Annotated in this window: 15 protein-coding genes and 1 tRNA gene; 9 read left to right on the top strand and 7 right to left on the bottom strand. The window is 67.8% G+C overall.

Annotated features, from left to right (window positions below; translation table 11 throughout):
* Positions 1-75: 75 nt before the first annotated feature.
* From FB459_RS13115 to FB459_RS13095, 5 genes are read right to left on the bottom strand one after another with little or no spacing between them, the layout of a single operon-like run.
* A complete protein-coding gene (locus FB459_RS13115; RefSeq protein ID WP_129625672.1) occupies positions 76-456 on the bottom strand; it encodes a Fur family transcriptional regulator in 381 nt (126 codons plus the stop codon).
* Positions 456-1,460, bottom strand: coding sequence for a metal ABC transporter permease (locus tag FB459_RS13110; RefSeq protein WP_141928816.1), 1,005 nt, complete (start codon positions 1,458-1,460; stop codon positions 456-458). Before FB459_RS13110 ends, FB459_RS13115 begins: the two co-directional genes overlap by 1 nt.
* Positions 1,453-2,289 (bottom strand): metal ABC transporter ATP-binding protein, encoded by an 837-nt coding sequence (locus FB459_RS13105; protein ID WP_141928815.1) that lies wholly within the window; start codon positions 2,287-2,289, stop codon positions 1,453-1,455. The genes FB459_RS13110 and FB459_RS13105 overlap by 8 nt, the downstream gene beginning before the upstream one ends.
* Positions 2,286-3,278, bottom strand: coding sequence for a metal ABC transporter substrate-binding protein (locus tag FB459_RS13100; protein WP_141928814.1), 993 nt, complete (start codon positions 3,276-3,278; stop codon positions 2,286-2,288). The genes FB459_RS13105 and FB459_RS13100 overlap by 4 nt, the downstream gene beginning before the upstream one ends.
* 32 nt (positions 3,279-3,310) lie before the next feature.
* Complete coding sequence (locus tag FB459_RS13095) at positions 3,311-3,634, bottom strand: DUF6703 family protein (protein WP_239701656.1); 324 nt, start codon at positions 3,632-3,634, stop codon at positions 3,311-3,313.
* A 75-nt stretch (positions 3,635-3,709) separates the two neighbouring features.
* On the opposite strand from FB459_RS13095, the gene dusB reads away from it, so the two are divergent.
* The gene (dusB, locus tag FB459_RS13090; RefSeq protein ID WP_246092444.1) at positions 3,710-4,912 is read left to right on the top strand and encodes a tRNA dihydrouridine synthase DusB; all 1,203 of its coding nucleotides are present in this window, start codon (positions 3,710-3,712) and stop codon (positions 4,910-4,912) included.
* A 3-nt stretch (positions 4,913-4,915) separates the two neighbouring features.
* On the opposite strand, the gene FB459_RS13085 is transcribed toward dusB, so the two are convergent.
* Positions 4,916-5,761: a sulfurtransferase gene (locus tag FB459_RS13085; protein WP_129625677.1), complete on the bottom strand. Its 846-nt coding sequence runs from the start codon at positions 5,759-5,761 to the stop codon at positions 4,916-4,918.
* A 69-nt stretch (positions 5,762-5,830) separates the two neighbouring features.
* Between FB459_RS13085 and FB459_RS13080 the strand changes: the two genes are divergently transcribed.
* From FB459_RS13080 to FB459_RS13050, 7 genes are all read left to right on the top strand, one after another.
* Complete coding sequence (locus FB459_RS13080; protein ID WP_129625678.1) at positions 5,831-6,109, top strand: DUF2277 domain-containing protein; 279 nt, start codon at positions 5,831-5,833, stop codon at positions 6,107-6,109.
* Positions 6,106-6,531 carry a DUF3806 domain-containing protein gene (locus FB459_RS13075; RefSeq protein WP_141928812.1) on the top strand — a complete coding sequence of 142 codons (426 nt, stop codon included), beginning with the start codon at positions 6,106-6,108 and terminating at the stop codon, positions 6,529-6,531. The genes FB459_RS13080 and FB459_RS13075 overlap by 4 nt, the downstream gene beginning before the upstream one ends.
* Positions 6,528-7,019 (top strand): hypothetical protein, encoded by a 492-nt coding sequence (locus FB459_RS13070; RefSeq protein WP_246092443.1) that lies wholly within the window; start codon positions 6,528-6,530, stop codon positions 7,017-7,019. The genes FB459_RS13075 and FB459_RS13070 overlap by 4 nt, the downstream gene beginning before the upstream one ends.
* Positions 7,016-8,245 carry a deoxyguanosinetriphosphate triphosphohydrolase gene (locus FB459_RS13065; protein ID WP_141928811.1) on the top strand — a complete coding sequence of 410 codons (1,230 nt, stop codon included), beginning with the start codon at positions 7,016-7,018 and terminating at the stop codon, positions 8,243-8,245. Before FB459_RS13070 ends, FB459_RS13065 begins: the two co-directional genes overlap by 4 nt.
* A gap of 97 nt (positions 8,246-8,342) precedes the next feature.
* Entirely contained in the window at positions 8,343-10,220 is a 1,878-nt protein-coding gene (gene dnaG / locus FB459_RS13060; protein WP_141928810.1) for a DNA primase, read from the top strand.
* Positions 10,221-10,253: 33 nt separating this feature from the next.
* Entirely contained in the window at positions 10,254-10,784 is a 531-nt protein-coding gene (locus tag FB459_RS13055; RefSeq protein WP_141928809.1) for a hypothetical protein, read from the top strand.
* A gap of 75 nt (positions 10,785-10,859) precedes the next feature.
* Positions 10,860-10,932 (top strand) — tRNA-Asn (locus FB459_RS13050).
* A gap of 43 nt (positions 10,933-10,975) precedes the next feature.
* Here FB459_RS13050 and FB459_RS13045 read toward each other — a convergent pair.
* Positions 10,976-12,028, bottom strand: a complete 1,053-nt coding sequence (locus FB459_RS13045) for a nitronate monooxygenase (RefSeq protein ID WP_246092442.1) — start codon at positions 12,026-12,028, stop codon at positions 10,976-10,978.
* A gap of 285 nt (positions 12,029-12,313) precedes the next feature.
* Here FB459_RS13045 and FB459_RS13040 point away from each other — a divergent pair, with 285 nt between their 5' ends.
* Entirely contained in the window at positions 12,314-14,272 is a 1,959-nt protein-coding gene (locus FB459_RS13040) for a PhoX family protein (RefSeq protein WP_141929537.1), read from the top strand.
* Positions 14,273-14,297: the final 25 nt, after the last annotated feature.

Raw genomic sequence — 14,297 nt, 5'->3', positions numbered from 1 at the left:
GAATATGGCGCGCTCCGTATGACACACATGCTTGGCAGCGCGCGCCCTGCATGACCTCGCTGTAAACAGAAAGGCTCAGTGCTCGGCGCAGACCCCGAAGATCTCGAGGGTGTGCTCGACGTCGCGGAAACCGTTCTCGGAGCTGACCCGGTCGGCCCACTGCTCGACGGCGGGGCCCTCCACCTCGACGGTGCGGCCGCACTGGCGGCAGACCAGGTGGTGGTGGTGGCCGGTGGTCTCGCACCGCCGGTAGATGGTCTCGCCCTCGGGGGTGATCAGCGCGTCGACGGTGCCGTCGCCGGCCATCGTCTGCAGTGTCCGGTACACCGTCGCGAGACCGACCGATGCGCCGCTGGCGGTGAGCGCGGCATGCAACTGCTGCGCCGATACGAAGTCGCCGCGGGAGGCGAGTTGCTCGGCGACGGCGGTCTGCTGGCGGGTCGGTTTGCGGCTCATCAGACGTGCTCCTCGTGGGTGGTTCTGCCGGACGTCTCACGCGTCGGCGCGTGTTCATCCCAGTGGTCGTCGTGCGCAGCGTGGTGGTGCCCGTCGTGGAGGTAATCGACATGGTCGGCGTGCAGCACTGCGTCATGTCCGCAGCCGTCGTAGTGCCGGTGTGGGTGCGTGCCGGCGCGCGCACGGCGCAGGATGATCGCTCGGCGCGCCGCGGCGACGAGCGACACCACGATGAAGATCAGGACGGCGGTGAGGACGACGGTGCCCCCGGACGGGGTGTCGAGTTGGTACGACGCCGCGACTCCTACAGCGCCGCACAGCACCCCGACGACGACAGCCCAGGTGGTGGACGCCCGGAAGCTTCGGCCGAGCAACTGGCCGGTGGCGTTGGGCAGAATCATCAGTGCACTGATCAGCAACAGACCGATCACGCGCATCGACAACACGACGGTCACCGACGTGAGCACCGACAGCAAGAGGTTGGTCCGCATGACCGGCAGGCCGACCGCCCGGGCGAACTCCTCGTCGTTCGCCACCGCGAACAACCGCTTGCGCAGGACGGTCGTGGCACCGATCGCGATCACGGCCAACACCGCGAACTGCCAGAGCTCGTCCGCCTGCGTGGTCAGGATCGAACCGAACAGGTACGTCGTCATCGATGCACCCTGGTCGGCCGGCGCCTTTGCCAGCAGCACGACACCGAGCGCGATGCCGCCGTAGAACATCACGGCGAGAGCGACGTCCGCATTCGTGTTGCCGCGCAAGCGAATTGCCTCGATCACGCAGGCAGCAAGTATCGCCGCGACCAGCGCGGTCCAGGTCGGCGCGGCGCCGGTGAGCACGCCGATCGCGACGCCGGCCAGTGCGACGTGACCGAGTCCGTCCCCGATCAACGACAGCCGTCGTTGCACCAGAAAGACACCCACGGCGGGCGCCGCGGCACCGACGAGCACAGCAGCGATGAACGCCTGGCGCATGAAGTCGAGTTCGAACATCTCAAGCACGACGGCCTCCTACGCGGCGTGACACTGCGGGCGGGGGAGTGATGCCGTCCCACGGGCCGATTGCGTACGTGGACCGCTCGGGATCGCCGGGGCCGCAGTGACCGTCGTGGGACGCGGTCGCCAAGATGCGTCCGCGCTCCTGCTCCGCCCACTCCACGGGAGTCCCGTCGAAGGCCAGTCCGCCTTGGGCAATCTCGACGATCCGGTCGACGATGCCGCGCAGTGCGACCAGTTCATGGGTGACGATCAACATGGTGGTGCCCTCGTCGGCGAGCCGGTGCAGCACCTCCGCGAGCACGGTCTGGCTGGCGGTGTCGACGCCCGCCGTGGGTTCGTCCATGATCAGCAGGTCCGGGCGCCCCGCCAGCGCACGGGCGATGAGTACCCGGCGTTGCTGTCCGCCGGACAGGTCGGACACCTCGGCGTCGACCCGATCGCCCAGCCCGACCTGAGCGAGTGCTGCGTCCACGGCGGCCCGGTCGTCGGCGCCGGCCGGTCGGTACCAGGGCCGGTGCGCGAGGCGCCCGGTCTCGACGATCTCGCGGACCGTGGCGCGTACGGACGCAGACAGGGTGTGCCGCTGTGGGACGTAACCGATACGGCGTCGCACCTCGCGGGTGCGCGGCGGATCACCGAAAACGGCGGCGTCACCACCGAGTTGGTCGGCCAGGCCGAGCAGGCCCTTGACGAAGGTGGACTTCCCGGATCCGTTCGGCCCGACGACGGCCATCACCTGTCCGGTCGGCACGTCGAAGGTCAGTCCGTCGACGACGACGCGGCCCCCGTATCCGAAGGCCGCATCGTTCAGTCGTAGCGCTGAGGGACTCATCGGCACGATTGTCCCTTCTTCAGCGCCTGAAGGTTGGCCTTCATCACCGAGACATAGTCCTTGGCGGGGGACTTGTCGGTGAGTCCTTCCAGCGGGTCGAGCAGTGCGACCTTCGCCCCGGTCTGCTTGGCGACGGTTTCAGCGACGGCCGGCGACGTCAACACCTCGGTGTAGATCGTGGTGACCTTGTGCTTGCGGACGTAATCGGCGACTGCCTTGAGACGTCCGGGGGTCGGCTCCTGCTCAGGTGAGATCGCCGTGACCCCGACCTGGTGCAGCTTGTAACGATCGGCGAGGTAGCCGAACGCCGTGTGTGCGGTCACCAACTCACGACTGGTGCAGGTCGCCAGCGTCGAGGAGAACGACCCGTCGAGCGACGTGAGCTCCTTGACGAAAGTCGCTGCGGACGAACGGTATCGGGACGCGTTCTTCGGGTCCTGCTTCGAGAAGCGCTCACCGATCGCAGCGACCACGGACGCGTACCGCACCGGGTCGAGCCAGAAGTGCGGGTCGTAGATGCCGTGGTCGTGGCCCTCGTGATCACCCTGTTCGTCACCGTGTTCGTCACCCTGTTCGTCACCGTGGTCATGAGCATCGACGCCGACCTTCGTCACGTCGTCCGCGTGCAGGGACAGGTTCGCCGTCGACGACACGTCGAACGACTCGGGCGCCGAGGACGCGCTCGCGTCGACGGACGGCTGGAAGCCCTTGAGGTAGATCAGCAGCGACGACTGCTGGATGGAAGCGGCGTCCTTCGGCTTCAGTTCCAGGTCGTGCGCGTCGGCGCCCGGCTTGGTCAGATTGGTCACCGACACCGTGGAGCCGCCGACCCGTTCGGCCGCATGCTGCAACGGGTAGAACGTCGTCACCACGTTCAGTGTCGCGCCGTCCTTCTTCGCGGCGCCGTCCGCAGTGCTCGAGTCGGAACCGCAGGCGGCGAGGGACGTGGCGAGAGCGGCGGCGACGAGAGGAACGGCGAGACGAAGCATGAGAACGATTCTCAATCAGTTGAGAATCGTTGTCAAATCAGCAGGCCTTCGGCGGCGAAGCAGACGACGGCCAGCGCAGCGACCAGGAGCAGCACGGCGCACCGCATCACCCGTTCGGGCAGCGACAACCGCGGCCAGACGAGATAGGCCAGCCAACCGACGAATGCGGCCGCGACCACCAGGAGGATCCCGCCGAGCGCTCCCCGCAACAGCACGCCCGCGGCGACCAGAACGGCGAACAGCACGATCGGCAGCGCTCGCGGCGTCCGGCTGAGCGTCTCGACCATCGGGTTGCTGCGGTGTTCGATCTTCGCGCGCAACGGCGACACGGAAACGGAAGGGGTCTGATCCTGCACCCGACGAGCCTAACGGCGACCTGTCCGTGCGACGAACCCGCCGATTTGCACCGGCCTGAGACGATGGTGGACGCCATGACTACGACCGTTCCCGCTCCCGTGCTGCCTGCCCTGCAGATCGGCAACCAGCGCATCGAGACGCCGGTGGTGCTCGCCCCGATGGCCGGCATCACCAACCGCGCGTTCCGTCGCTTGTGCCGTCAATACGGCAATGCCGGCTCGGACGCGGCGGGTGCCAGTGGTGCGAGCAGCCTGTACGTCAGCGAGATGATCACCTCCCGCGCACTGGTCGAGCGAACCCCGATCACGATGCGATTGATCGAGCACGACCCGGACGAGTCGCCACGCTCGATCCAGCTGTACAGCGTTGACCCGGCCACGACGGCAGCTGCGGTAAGGATGCTCGTCGAGGAGGACCGCTGCGACCACATCGATCTCAACTTCGGTTGCCCGGTGCCCAAGGTCACCCGCAAGGGCGGTGGCTCAGCGCTGCCGTGGAAGACCGAACTGTTCCGCGGCATCGTCAGCAACGCCGTTCGTGAAGCCGCCAAGGCCGACATTCCGGTGACGGTCAAGATGCGCAAGGGCATCGACGACGACCACCTCACCTACCTCGAAGCCGGACGGATCGCCGAAGGCGAGGGTGCCGCCGCGGTTGCCCTGCACGCGCGCACGGCCGCACAGGCCTACTCCGGCACCGCCGACTGGTCGGCGATCCGAACACTCAAGAAGACGGTCACCTCGGTCCCTGTCCTCGGCAACGGCGATATCTGGTCGGCCGAGGACGCGGTCCGGATGGTCGCCGAGACCGGCTGCGACGGAGTCGTCGTCGGCCGCGGGTGCCTGGGCCGGCCGTGGCTGTTCACCGATCTCGCCGCCGCATTCTCCGGTTCGTCGCACCGGGTGGAGCCCACCATGCGCGAGGTCGCGCAGACGCTGCGCCTGCACACCGAGTACCTCGTCGAGTTCTACGAGTCCGAGCAGAAGGCGTGCCGCGACATCCGCAAGCACATCGCCTGGTACCTCAAGGGATTCCGGGCCGGTTCGCACATCCGCAGCAGCCTGGCGCTCGTCGACAGTCTGGCCGCGCTGGACGACCTCATCGCAACCATGGACCTCGACCAGCCGTGGCCGGGCGAGGCCGCAGAGGGCCAGCGTGGACGCGCCGGGTCCGAGCGGCGCGTGATCCTGCCGGACGGCTGGCTCGACAGCCAGGAACTCTCGCCGCAACAGCGCGCTACGATCGCGGCCGCCGAGGTCGACGCCAGCGGCGGCTGAGGATCAGTCCGTCTCGACCGGACGGTCCGGGTCGGTGATCCAGTGCGACCACGACCCCACGTAGACGCCGGTGCGGGGATTGATGCCACTCGCCTGCAGCGCCAGCGCCAGGTGGGACGCCTGCACGCCGGACCCGCAGTAGACGCCGACCTCGCTGTCGGGTCGCACCCCGGCCGCCGTGAAGCGCATGGCCAGATCGTCCGGGGGCAGGAAGCGTCCGTCGTGACCCACGTTGGCCAACGCGGGCATCGACACAGCACCCGGGATGTGGCCGGCGACCGGGTCGATCGTCTCGTTCTCACCGCGGAACCGGTCGGCCGGACGAGCGTCCAGCAGCACCGAACGGTAGGCCAGGTCGGCCGCCTCGTCCGCGTCGAGGACCGGCGTGCAGCCCGGGGTGGCGACGAACTCGCCGGGCACCACCGGGTCGACCTGCGAGGTCACCGGATGACCGGCTGCGACCCACGCCTCGAAACCGCCGTCCAGCACGTATACGTCGGTGTGGCCGAAGTGTTGAAGCAGCCACCAGGCGCGGCTCGCGGCAAGCGAATTCGCCTGGTCGTAGGCAATGACCGGACGGTCGTCGGTCACGCCGGCCGCGCGCATCGCCCGTTCGAAGGTTTCGTGATCGGGCATCGGGTGGCGGCCGTCGTCGCCGGGCTCACCACTGAGCACTTCCTCGAACTCGATCCACTGCGCGCCGGGCAGATGCGCCTCGTCGTACGCCGCGCGCTGCGACGGCGCGTTCAACTGCCAACGGACGTCGAGCAGCACCGGATCCAGGGATCCTTCGTCCATGACCTGCTTCAGGCGTTCGACGCTGACGAGCGGGCGGTTCCTGCGGTTCATGACACGAGCGTAGAGCGCAGGCGGGCTCGACCGGGCTCGCACCATCGGGTGGTATGGGAACCTGGGCACATGTGCCGCAACATCCGTCCGCTGAACAACTTCGAGCCGCCGGCGACCGACGACGAGGTGCAGGCTGCTGCACTGCAGTACGTGCGCAAGATCGCCGGCACCACCAAGCCGTCCGCCGCCAACCAGGCAGCCTTCGACGAAGCGGTGGAACAGATCGCACACGCCAGCCGGCACCTGCTGGACGCCCTGGTGACGACCGCGCCGCCCAAGGACCGTGAGGTCGAAGCTGCCAAGGCTCGCGCCCGCGCGCAGGCGAGGTACGGCGCCACCGCCTCATGACCGCCGATTCGCCCGCCCCGACGATCGAACAACTCGACACCCAGTCCCGCATCGTGCTGCGCGGTTGGCTCGGTGACGCCGCGCGTCTCGGGATCGACGTCGAGTCGGCCGACAGCATCGAGGCCGCGTACGAGAAGTACTTCGACGAGGTGCTCGCGACCGACGAGGATGCTCGTACCGACCCCACTGCGACGCTCACCGCGATCGGGATGGCACTCGGCGAGCACCTGCGCCGCACCACCGATGCCGACTGGCGCATCGTCACCGACGACCAGGGCCGTGACCTGGCGTTGGTGAGCGCGGACGAGGCATCCATCCTGTTCCCGGTCGACCCGATCGCCGACAACTGGGCAGCCCAGCAACGCGGGTGGTTGGTGCAGTTCATCGACGTCGTCCCGCAGATGTTCCAGGTGCAGCAGTGACCCATCCGTTGATGTCGGACCCCTTCGTGCAGGAGTTCGAGCAGGGTCGCATTGATGCGAAGAACCGCGCGAACAAGCGGAACGGATCCACTGCCTTGGGGCTCCTCGTCGCCCGGATCGGCCGGTGTCGGATCACTCGGGGGCCGCGCGGGATGTGGCTCGCCGACCGGTACCGCTTCGGATTCCCTGCCGCGGGCGCGTTCACCGTGGGTAGCGTCGCGATCACCCGCCAGGAGTGGCCGGAGATCCTCGAGCACCGCGAATGGTTGCTGCGCCATGAGGAGTGGCACTCGTTCCAGTACCAGCGGTGCGGCGGCCTGCCGTTCATCCCGCTGTACCTCGCGGCGTGCGCGTGGTCGAAGCTGCTCACCGGCGATCACTGGTCACGCAACCGGTTCGAGCGCGGCGCGGGTCTGGCGATCGGCGGCTACACCGAACACAGCATGCGCTCGCCCCTGCGCGTCTTCGCCGGCAGGAGAGGCCGATGAGTGGGTACTCGCCCCAGGATCGCGAACGCTTCGTCGGGGAGGATCCTGCGCAGAAGAGCGCCGACCGCGACGATTTCGCGCGCGACCGGGCCCGGATCCTGCATTCGGCCTCCTTGCGTCGGTTGGCTGCCAAAACGCAAGTGCTACAGCCGGATTCGGACGACTTCATTCGCAACCGGTTGACCCATTCGCTCGAGGTCGCGCAGATCGGACGCGAGATCGCCTCCGCGCTCGGCTGCAACGCGGACGTCGTCGACACCGCATGTCTGGCCCACGACCTCGGTCACCCGCCGTACGGCCACAACGGTGAGACCGCACTGGATGCCATCGCGTCCGACATCGGTGGCTTCGAGGGCAATGCGCAGACCTTTCGGTTGCTGACCCGTATCGAGGCGAAACGCTCGACCCCGCAGGGACGCTCGGTGGGCCTCAACCTCACCCGCGCCAGCCTGGACGCGGCCTCGAAGTACCCGTGGACGCGCGGCGACGGACCGGCGCAGACCCGCAAGTTCGGCTGCTATGCCGACGACCGGGAGATCTTCGGCTGGGTGCGAGCCGATGCCCCGTCGAAGGCTCGCTGTCTCGAAGCGCAGGTCATGGACTGGGCGGACGACGTCGCCTACTCGGTGCACGACGTCGAGGACGGCGTCACCTCGGGCCTCATCGACCTGCGAGTGCTGGGGTCGGCGACCGAGGTCAACGACCTTGCCCACTTGGCGCAGCGGTTGTACGCACCACACCTGTCGGTCGCCGAGATCGAGAGTGCGGCAACGGCATTGCTCGGTAGCGGCGCGGTGCCCGCGGAGCGAGGCAGCGGCCGGGCCGCCGTCGCCTCGTTGAAGGACATGACCAGCAGGCTCATCGGATGGTTCGTGCGCGAGGCAGTGCGAGCCACCACCGACCGCCACGGCGAGGGCAGGCTGCTGCGATACGACGCCGATCTGGTGGTGCCCGACAACGTGGTCGCGGAGTGCGTCCTGCTCAAGGCGACTGCTGCGCGGTTCGTGATGTTCACCGACGAGCGCAATGAACTGATGGCTCGACAGCGCGATGAACTGACCGGACTCGTCGATCTGCTGAGCGCCCGCCCCGACCTGCTGGATCCGCTTTTCGCCGAGGAGTACGACCTGGCGACGGACGATGGCACCCGCCTGCGGGTGATCGTCGACCAGGTGGCGTCGATGACCGACCTGCGGGCTCGGCTGCTGGCCCGCACCCAACTCTGATTCACCTGTTGCTCGGGCCCTGCGGAGGGCGGTCGAGCGCAGGCAGGCAGCGACATAGACTTCGAAGTCGCGAGCGAACGACGAGAGGTGGTGAACGATGGCGGGCTTGATCAAGGAAGACGACATCGCTCTCGTCAAGGAGAAGGCGGCGATCGACGAGGTCGTCGGCGAACACGTTACGCTGCGCCGTTCCGGTCCCGGCTCGCTGAAGGGCCTGTGCCCGTTCCACGACGAGAAGACCCCGTCGTTCTACGTCCGGCCGGCCGTCGGCGCTTACAACTGCTTCGGCTGCGGCAAGGGCGGCGACGTCATCAACTTCGTGATGGAGGTCGAGCACCTCACCTTCGCCGAGACCGTCGAGCGGCTGGCAGCGAAATACAGCGTCGAACTGCACTACGAGCAGGGCGTCGGGCCACGTCCGGAATCCGTCGGCCGACGGACCCGGCTGCTCGAGGCGCACCGGGTTGCGGACGAGTTCTACCAGGAGTCGCTCATTTCGTCGGGCGAGGCACGAACCGCACGCGACTTCCTACGCGCCCGCGACTTCAACGGCGCGCAGTGCAAACCGTTTGGAGTCGGCTACGCACCGCGAGGCGGCGAGGCGCTCGCAGATCTCCTGCGCCGCAGGGGTTTCACCGCTGAGGAGATCGTCACTGCCGGGCTGGTCGGGCAAGGTCGACGGGGCTTGTACGACCGGTTCCGCGGACGCCTGGTCTGGCCGATCCGCGACATCACCGGGGACACGATCGGGTTCGGCGCGCGACGGATCTTCGACGACGACCGCATCGAGGCCAAATACCTCAACACCTCCGAGACACCGATCTACAAGAAGACCCACGTCCTCTACGGTCTCGACCTGGCCAAGAAGTCGATCTCGTCGGACCGTCGAGCCGTGATCGTCGAGGGCTACACCGACGTGATGGCCTGTCACCTTGCCGGTGTGCCGCATGCCGTGGCCACCTGCGGCACCGCGTTCGGTACCGACCACATCAAGTCGATCCGCCGGCTGATCCGCGACGAAGCGGGACAGGCGCCCGGACGTGTGGTGTTCACTTTCGACGGCGATGCCGCCGGGCAGAAGGCGGCGATGAAGGCCTTCGACATGGACCAGCAGTGGGCTGCGCAGTCGTACGTGTCCGTCGCCCCCGACGGCATGGACCCGTGTGAGCTTCGACTGGCCGAAGGAACCCCGGGAGTGGAGTCGCTGGTCGAGTCGGCGATCCCCATGTTCGAGTTCGCGGTGCGCACGACGCTCGACCGGTTCGACCTCGGCAGCGTCGAGGGCCGCGTCCGCGGAATGCGTGCAGTTGCCCCGATCATCAAGGGAATTCGCGACTCCGCTATGCGTCCGGCGTACACCCGAGAGGTCGCCGGATGGATCGGTGTGCCGCTCGACCAGCTCGAACTCGAGGTGCACAAGGCCTCCGCGATCAAGGTCGACGAACGTCCGGCCCGTAAACCCGAGCCCGAGCCCGAGCAGGAGACGCCGGGCATCGCGTTGCCCGACTTCAGGAACCCGCTCGTTGTCGCGGAGATGCAGTTGCTCTCGTGCATGCTCCAGTTTCCGTCGGCGGTGCCCGGCCCGCAGCTGATGGAACTGTCCGTCGACGACTTCCTCGCGCCGGCGCACGGCAAGATCTTCGAAGCGGTGATGCAGGTCGGCGACCCGTCGACGAACTCGCTGCGGGCGTGGAGTGATGCGGTGCGAGCCGCCGCCCCCGAGGAGATCGGCGGCTACGTGGCGCGACTCTCGGTCACCGAACTGCCCACCCGTATCGACCGCAACACCGGGCTGCCCGAACCGCGGTTTGCCGCCTCGCTCATCGCCCGCGTGCGCGATGCGGCGATGCGGCGCCGGATCGACGACGTGATGGCTCAACTACGTCAACACTCCGGCGACGCCGAGATGGCTGGGCAGTTGTCAGCGCGCCTGCTGCAGTTGCAGGCCGCGCACGCGCGCATGGCCACCGAGTGACCCATCGACCATCCAACGACCGAGGAGAACCTGATGCGCATGTTCGGGCGCGACCCCAAAGCTCCCGCCGATCTGACCGATGCGCTCGACCTGACGCGCGGACACAAGGTGCTGGCGTATGCCGTCGACGACAACACCGGCCACACCGTCGCGGCGTGCACCGCCGAACTTGCGGTCGTCCGTGACACGGAGGTGCTTTGGCGCAAGCCCTGGTCTTGCGTCGACACCGGTCAATGGAGCCCGGACACCTGGACGTTGACCATCACCTGGATCGATCGCAGCAAAGGTGTCCAGTTCACCTTCAAGGACACCGACACCCGCCTGCCCGAGGTCTTCCACGAACGCGTGCAGGCGTCCGTCGTGCTGTCCGCGGCCTTGCCGACGACCGGTCCGGCACAGTCCGGACGAGTGGTGATTCGCAAGGATCTGCGCACGGGGGAATTGTTCGAGCAGGTCGTCCTCGGACGCCGAACCGCACCGTCCGATCCCGCCGTCGCACAGGCCATCGAGCAGGTCAGCGCGCACTTGCGCGACCAGGTAGGACTCCCACCGGAGCGCAGCTGAATCGGTGCCTGACTCGATTCGGTGGTTGGGCGCCCGATTTGCTACAGTTTCGTCTCGCGCCCACCAGGGACACATTCCCCTGTAGCTCAATTGGCAGAGCAGCCGGCTGTTAACCGGCAGGTTGTTGGTTCGAGTCCAACCGGGGGAGCGCACAAGCCCCGACCAGTTCGCTGGTCGGGGCTTCTTCGTGCCTAGGCATCGTGCATCTGTTCCTGCGCAGCTCGCCACAGGTCGTTCGTGATCTGCGCGCCACCGCCGCTCGGCAGGTCGCGCCACCCGGTGCCGGCCCACAGGTGGACGAACCGCGGATCGTTGGCTGCCGTTGCCGCTTTCCGCAACGGCTGGGTGACCTGGTGAACCGCGGGATAGGCCGCCGGCGCGTCGTGATCGAAGCGGTCGATGAAATCGTTGCGCAAACCGCGGGCGAAGCGCCCGGTGAAGCAGCGCGTCACCGCCGTCTCGGTGAAACGCGGGTCGCGCAGCGCGGCGCGGTGAATGGCGGACGTGCCGGCCTCGTCGGCGTCCAGGAAGGCCGTCCCGAGTTGGACGGCGTCCGCGAAAGCCAGGGCGTCGGCGATGGATGAGCCGGCCGACAGGCCACCCGCGGCGATGATCGGCAGGTCGACGGACTGGACGATGTGCGCGAGCAGCGACAGCAGCGGCGTCCGGTCGGGTTCGGTCGACGTGTGGTGAGTGCCCCGGTGGCCGCCGGCGTCCGGACCCTGCACGACCAGCCCGTCGTACCCGAGTTGCTCGGCAGCACGAGCCTCCGACAAGGACGTGACCGTGGCCAGGACGCAGGTGCCCACGGCTTGCAAGGCGCCGACCACGTCCGCGTCGGGAAGGCCGAACGTGAACGAGACCATCGGCACCGGATCTTCCTGCAGCGCAGCAAGTTTCGCGTCCCAGTCCTCCGTCTCAGCCTTGTGGGACGGGAGCTCGTCGAGTCCGAATTCGGACGCCGTGGGCAGCAAGGAGCGGCGGTAGACCTCCAGTGCCGCATCGTCCACCGGGTCGTCGTTCGGCACGAAGAGGTTGACGCCGAACGGGCGCTCGGTCAGCGACCGCACCTCGGCGATCTGCGCACTCATCTCCTGCGCGGTGCGGTACCCGGCAGCCAGGAACCCGGAACCTCCCGCGTCGGCAACAGCAGCGACGAGAGCCGGCGTGGAGGGCCCACCGGCCATCGGGGCAGCGATGATCGGAACAGGCAGACGGGCGGCGAGTGTTTCGAACGAGTTCACCGTTCCATCCTGGCAGCGGCGCGATCCCGCCTGAGCCCGGGCGGTCTTGCCATTCCTTGACCGAACCATCATCGTTCGTTCACCCGAGCGTCACCCCGTCGGTGGCACCCGCTCATAGCGTCGGGAGGCGGCCCGTCCTCGCGGCGGCCACGCGTCCGTGCACCCCGCCGCGGACGCATCGAACGATCCGCCTGGAAGGTGTGAACCTTGACCCCTGCACAGCCTGAACACCGGCGCCTGATCCCGATTGCCACCGATCGCCCCCACAACGGCAGCCGGTCGCTGATGACCTGTCACTACCGTTGCGCCGACAGCTGCTTCCAGCCCGTCGCCAACGAGAGCGACAACGAGTACTTCGGCGATATCGTCGCCGGCACCTCCCGCCGTACCTTCCTCAAGGCCGTCGGTACCACCACCGCCGTGGCCGGCGCCGCCGTAGCCGTCGCGGGTCCCGCTGCCGCCGGTGAAGGACGCGGTCACGCCCTCGGTCACAAGGTCTACGAGTTCGAGTCGACGCCGCCGATCCCGTTCGAGACCGACAAGGTCGTCACCCCTGAGGGATTCACCTGGAAGCCGTTGGTCAAATGGGGCGACCCGATCATCGCCGGCGCGCCGGAGTTCGACTTCGACAACCAGACGGCGGCCGCTCAGGAGAAGCAGTTCGGCTACAACTGCGATTACGTCGGTCTGGTCCGGCACGGGCGCTCGGGTCGCGGGTTGCTGGTGGTCAACAACGAGTACACCAACGACGAATTGATGTTCCGGGGATTCACCGGCTACTCCTCGATGACCAAGGAGCAGATCAAGATTGCGATGGCCGCGCACGGCATGTCCGTGGTCGAGGTCGCCCGCAAGGGACGCGAGTGGGAAGCCAAGATGGGCGCTCGTAAGAACCGCCGCATCACTCCGAACACCGAGTTCGCGATCACCGGCGCTGCTGCCGGATCCAAGCTGCTGCGCACCAAGGCCGACCCGACCGGCCGCCGTGTGTACGGCACGTTCGCCAACTGCGCCGGTGGCACCACTCCGTGGGGCACCGTCCTTTCCGGCGAGGAGAACTTCAACGGCTACTTCAAAACGGCGTCCGCGCCGGCCGGGCAGGAAGCCGCGTACAAGCGGTATGGCATCACCGGCAGCAAGGGCCGCAACTGGGACTCCGTGGACCCGCGCTTCGACACCTCGATGGAGCCCAACGAGGTCAACCGATTCGGCTACGTCGTCGAGATCGACCCGACCGACCCGACGTCCACCCCGCGCAAGCACACGGCCCTCGGCCGCCTCAAGCACGAAGGCGCCAACGTCCAGATCGCGCGCAACGGACACGTGGTCGCCTACACCGGTGACGACGAGCGCTACGACTACTTGTACAAGTTCGTCTCCAAGCGCAAGTACCGCGAGGGCGACCGTCGCCACAACATGACGCTGTTGGAGGAGGGCGACCTCTACGTCGCCAAGTTCACCGGCGACGGTCAGCAGGACGGCGTCTGCGATGGCACCGGCACCTGGCTGCCGCTGGTGGTCGGCGGCAAGTCGAAGATCGCCGGCATGTCGGTCGAGGAGGTCCTGGTCTGGACGCGTCTGGCCGCCGACAGGGCCGGCGCGACCAAGATGGACCGCCCCGAGGACGTCGAGCCCAGCCCGGTCACCGGCAAGGTCTACGTCGCGCTGACCAACAACTCCAAGCGCACCGCCGCCGAGGTCGACGAGGCCAACCCGCGTCCGAGCAACAAGCACGGTCAGGTGCTGGAGCTGGTCGAGGATCGCGGCGACCACACCGGTACGACCTTCACCTGGAAGCTCGTGCTGATCTGCGGTGACCCGGAGGACCCGACCACGTACTTCGACGGGTTCGACAAGAGCGAGGTCAGCCCGATCTCGTGCCCGGACAACGTGGCCTTCGACTCCGAGGGCAACCTGTGGATCTCGACCGACGGCAACGCTCTGGGCAACGCGGACGCGTTCTTCATGATGCCGCTCGACGGTGCCGACGCTGGTCACCTCAAGCAGTTCCACACCGTGCCTCACGGTGCGGAGTCGGCGGGCCCGCTGATCGTCGACGACAAGACGGTGTTCTGCGCAGTTCAGCACCCGGGTGAGGTCGACGGGGCGAGCCCGTCGGCGCCCGCGAGCCTGTTCCCGTACGACGGCACCGGTCAGCCGCGTCCGTCGGTGATCCAGGTGTTCCGTGACAAGGCGGGCAAGCCTGGCAAGCAGGGGCGTCCGGGCAAGCCGGGACGTCACTGAGGCCGACCTTCGGCCCCGCTCACCG

It is taken from the genome of Yimella lutea (genome assembly GCF_006715095.1).
Classification (GTDB): domain Bacteria; phylum Actinomycetota; class Actinomycetes; order Actinomycetales; family Dermatophilaceae; genus Yimella; species Yimella lutea.
This window is presented reverse-complemented; position numbering and strand designations above follow the sequence as displayed.

Excerpts from the sequence above, each read along its gene's own strand:
- FB459_RS13115 (WP_129625672.1), bottom strand. The coding sequence starts at position 456 with ATGAGCCGCAAACCGACCCGCCAGCAGACCGCCGTCGCCGAGCAACTC.
- FB459_RS13105 (WP_141928815.1), bottom strand. The coding sequence starts at position 2,289 with ATGAGTCCCTCAGCGCTACGACTGAACGATGCGGCCTTCGGATACGGG.
- FB459_RS13100 (WP_141928814.1), bottom strand. The coding sequence starts at position 3,278 with ATGCTTCGTCTCGCCGTTCCTCTCGTCGCCGCCGCTCTCGCCACGTCC.
- dusB (WP_246092444.1), top strand. The coding sequence starts at position 3,710 with ATGACTACGACCGTTCCCGCTCCCGTGCTGCCTGCCCTGCAGATCGGC.
- FB459_RS13085 (WP_129625677.1), bottom strand. The coding sequence starts at position 5,761 with ATGAACCGCAGGAACCGCCCGCTCGTCAGCGTCGAACGCCTGAAGCAG.
- FB459_RS13080 (WP_129625678.1), top strand. The coding sequence starts at position 5,831 with ATGTGCCGCAACATCCGTCCGCTGAACAACTTCGAGCCGCCGGCGACC.
- FB459_RS13075 (WP_141928812.1), top strand. The coding sequence starts at position 6,106 with ATGACCGCCGATTCGCCCGCCCCGACGATCGAACAACTCGACACCCAG.
- FB459_RS13065 (WP_141928811.1), top strand. The coding sequence starts at position 7,016 with ATGAGTGGGTACTCGCCCCAGGATCGCGAACGCTTCGTCGGGGAGGAT.
- dnaG (WP_141928810.1), top strand. The coding sequence starts at position 8,343 with ATGGCGGGCTTGATCAAGGAAGACGACATCGCTCTCGTCAAGGAGAAG.
- FB459_RS13055 (WP_141928809.1), top strand. The coding sequence starts at position 10,254 with ATGCGCATGTTCGGGCGCGACCCCAAAGCTCCCGCCGATCTGACCGAT.
- FB459_RS13040 (WP_141929537.1), top strand. The coding sequence starts at position 12,314 with ATGACCTGTCACTACCGTTGCGCCGACAGCTGCTTCCAGCCCGTCGCC.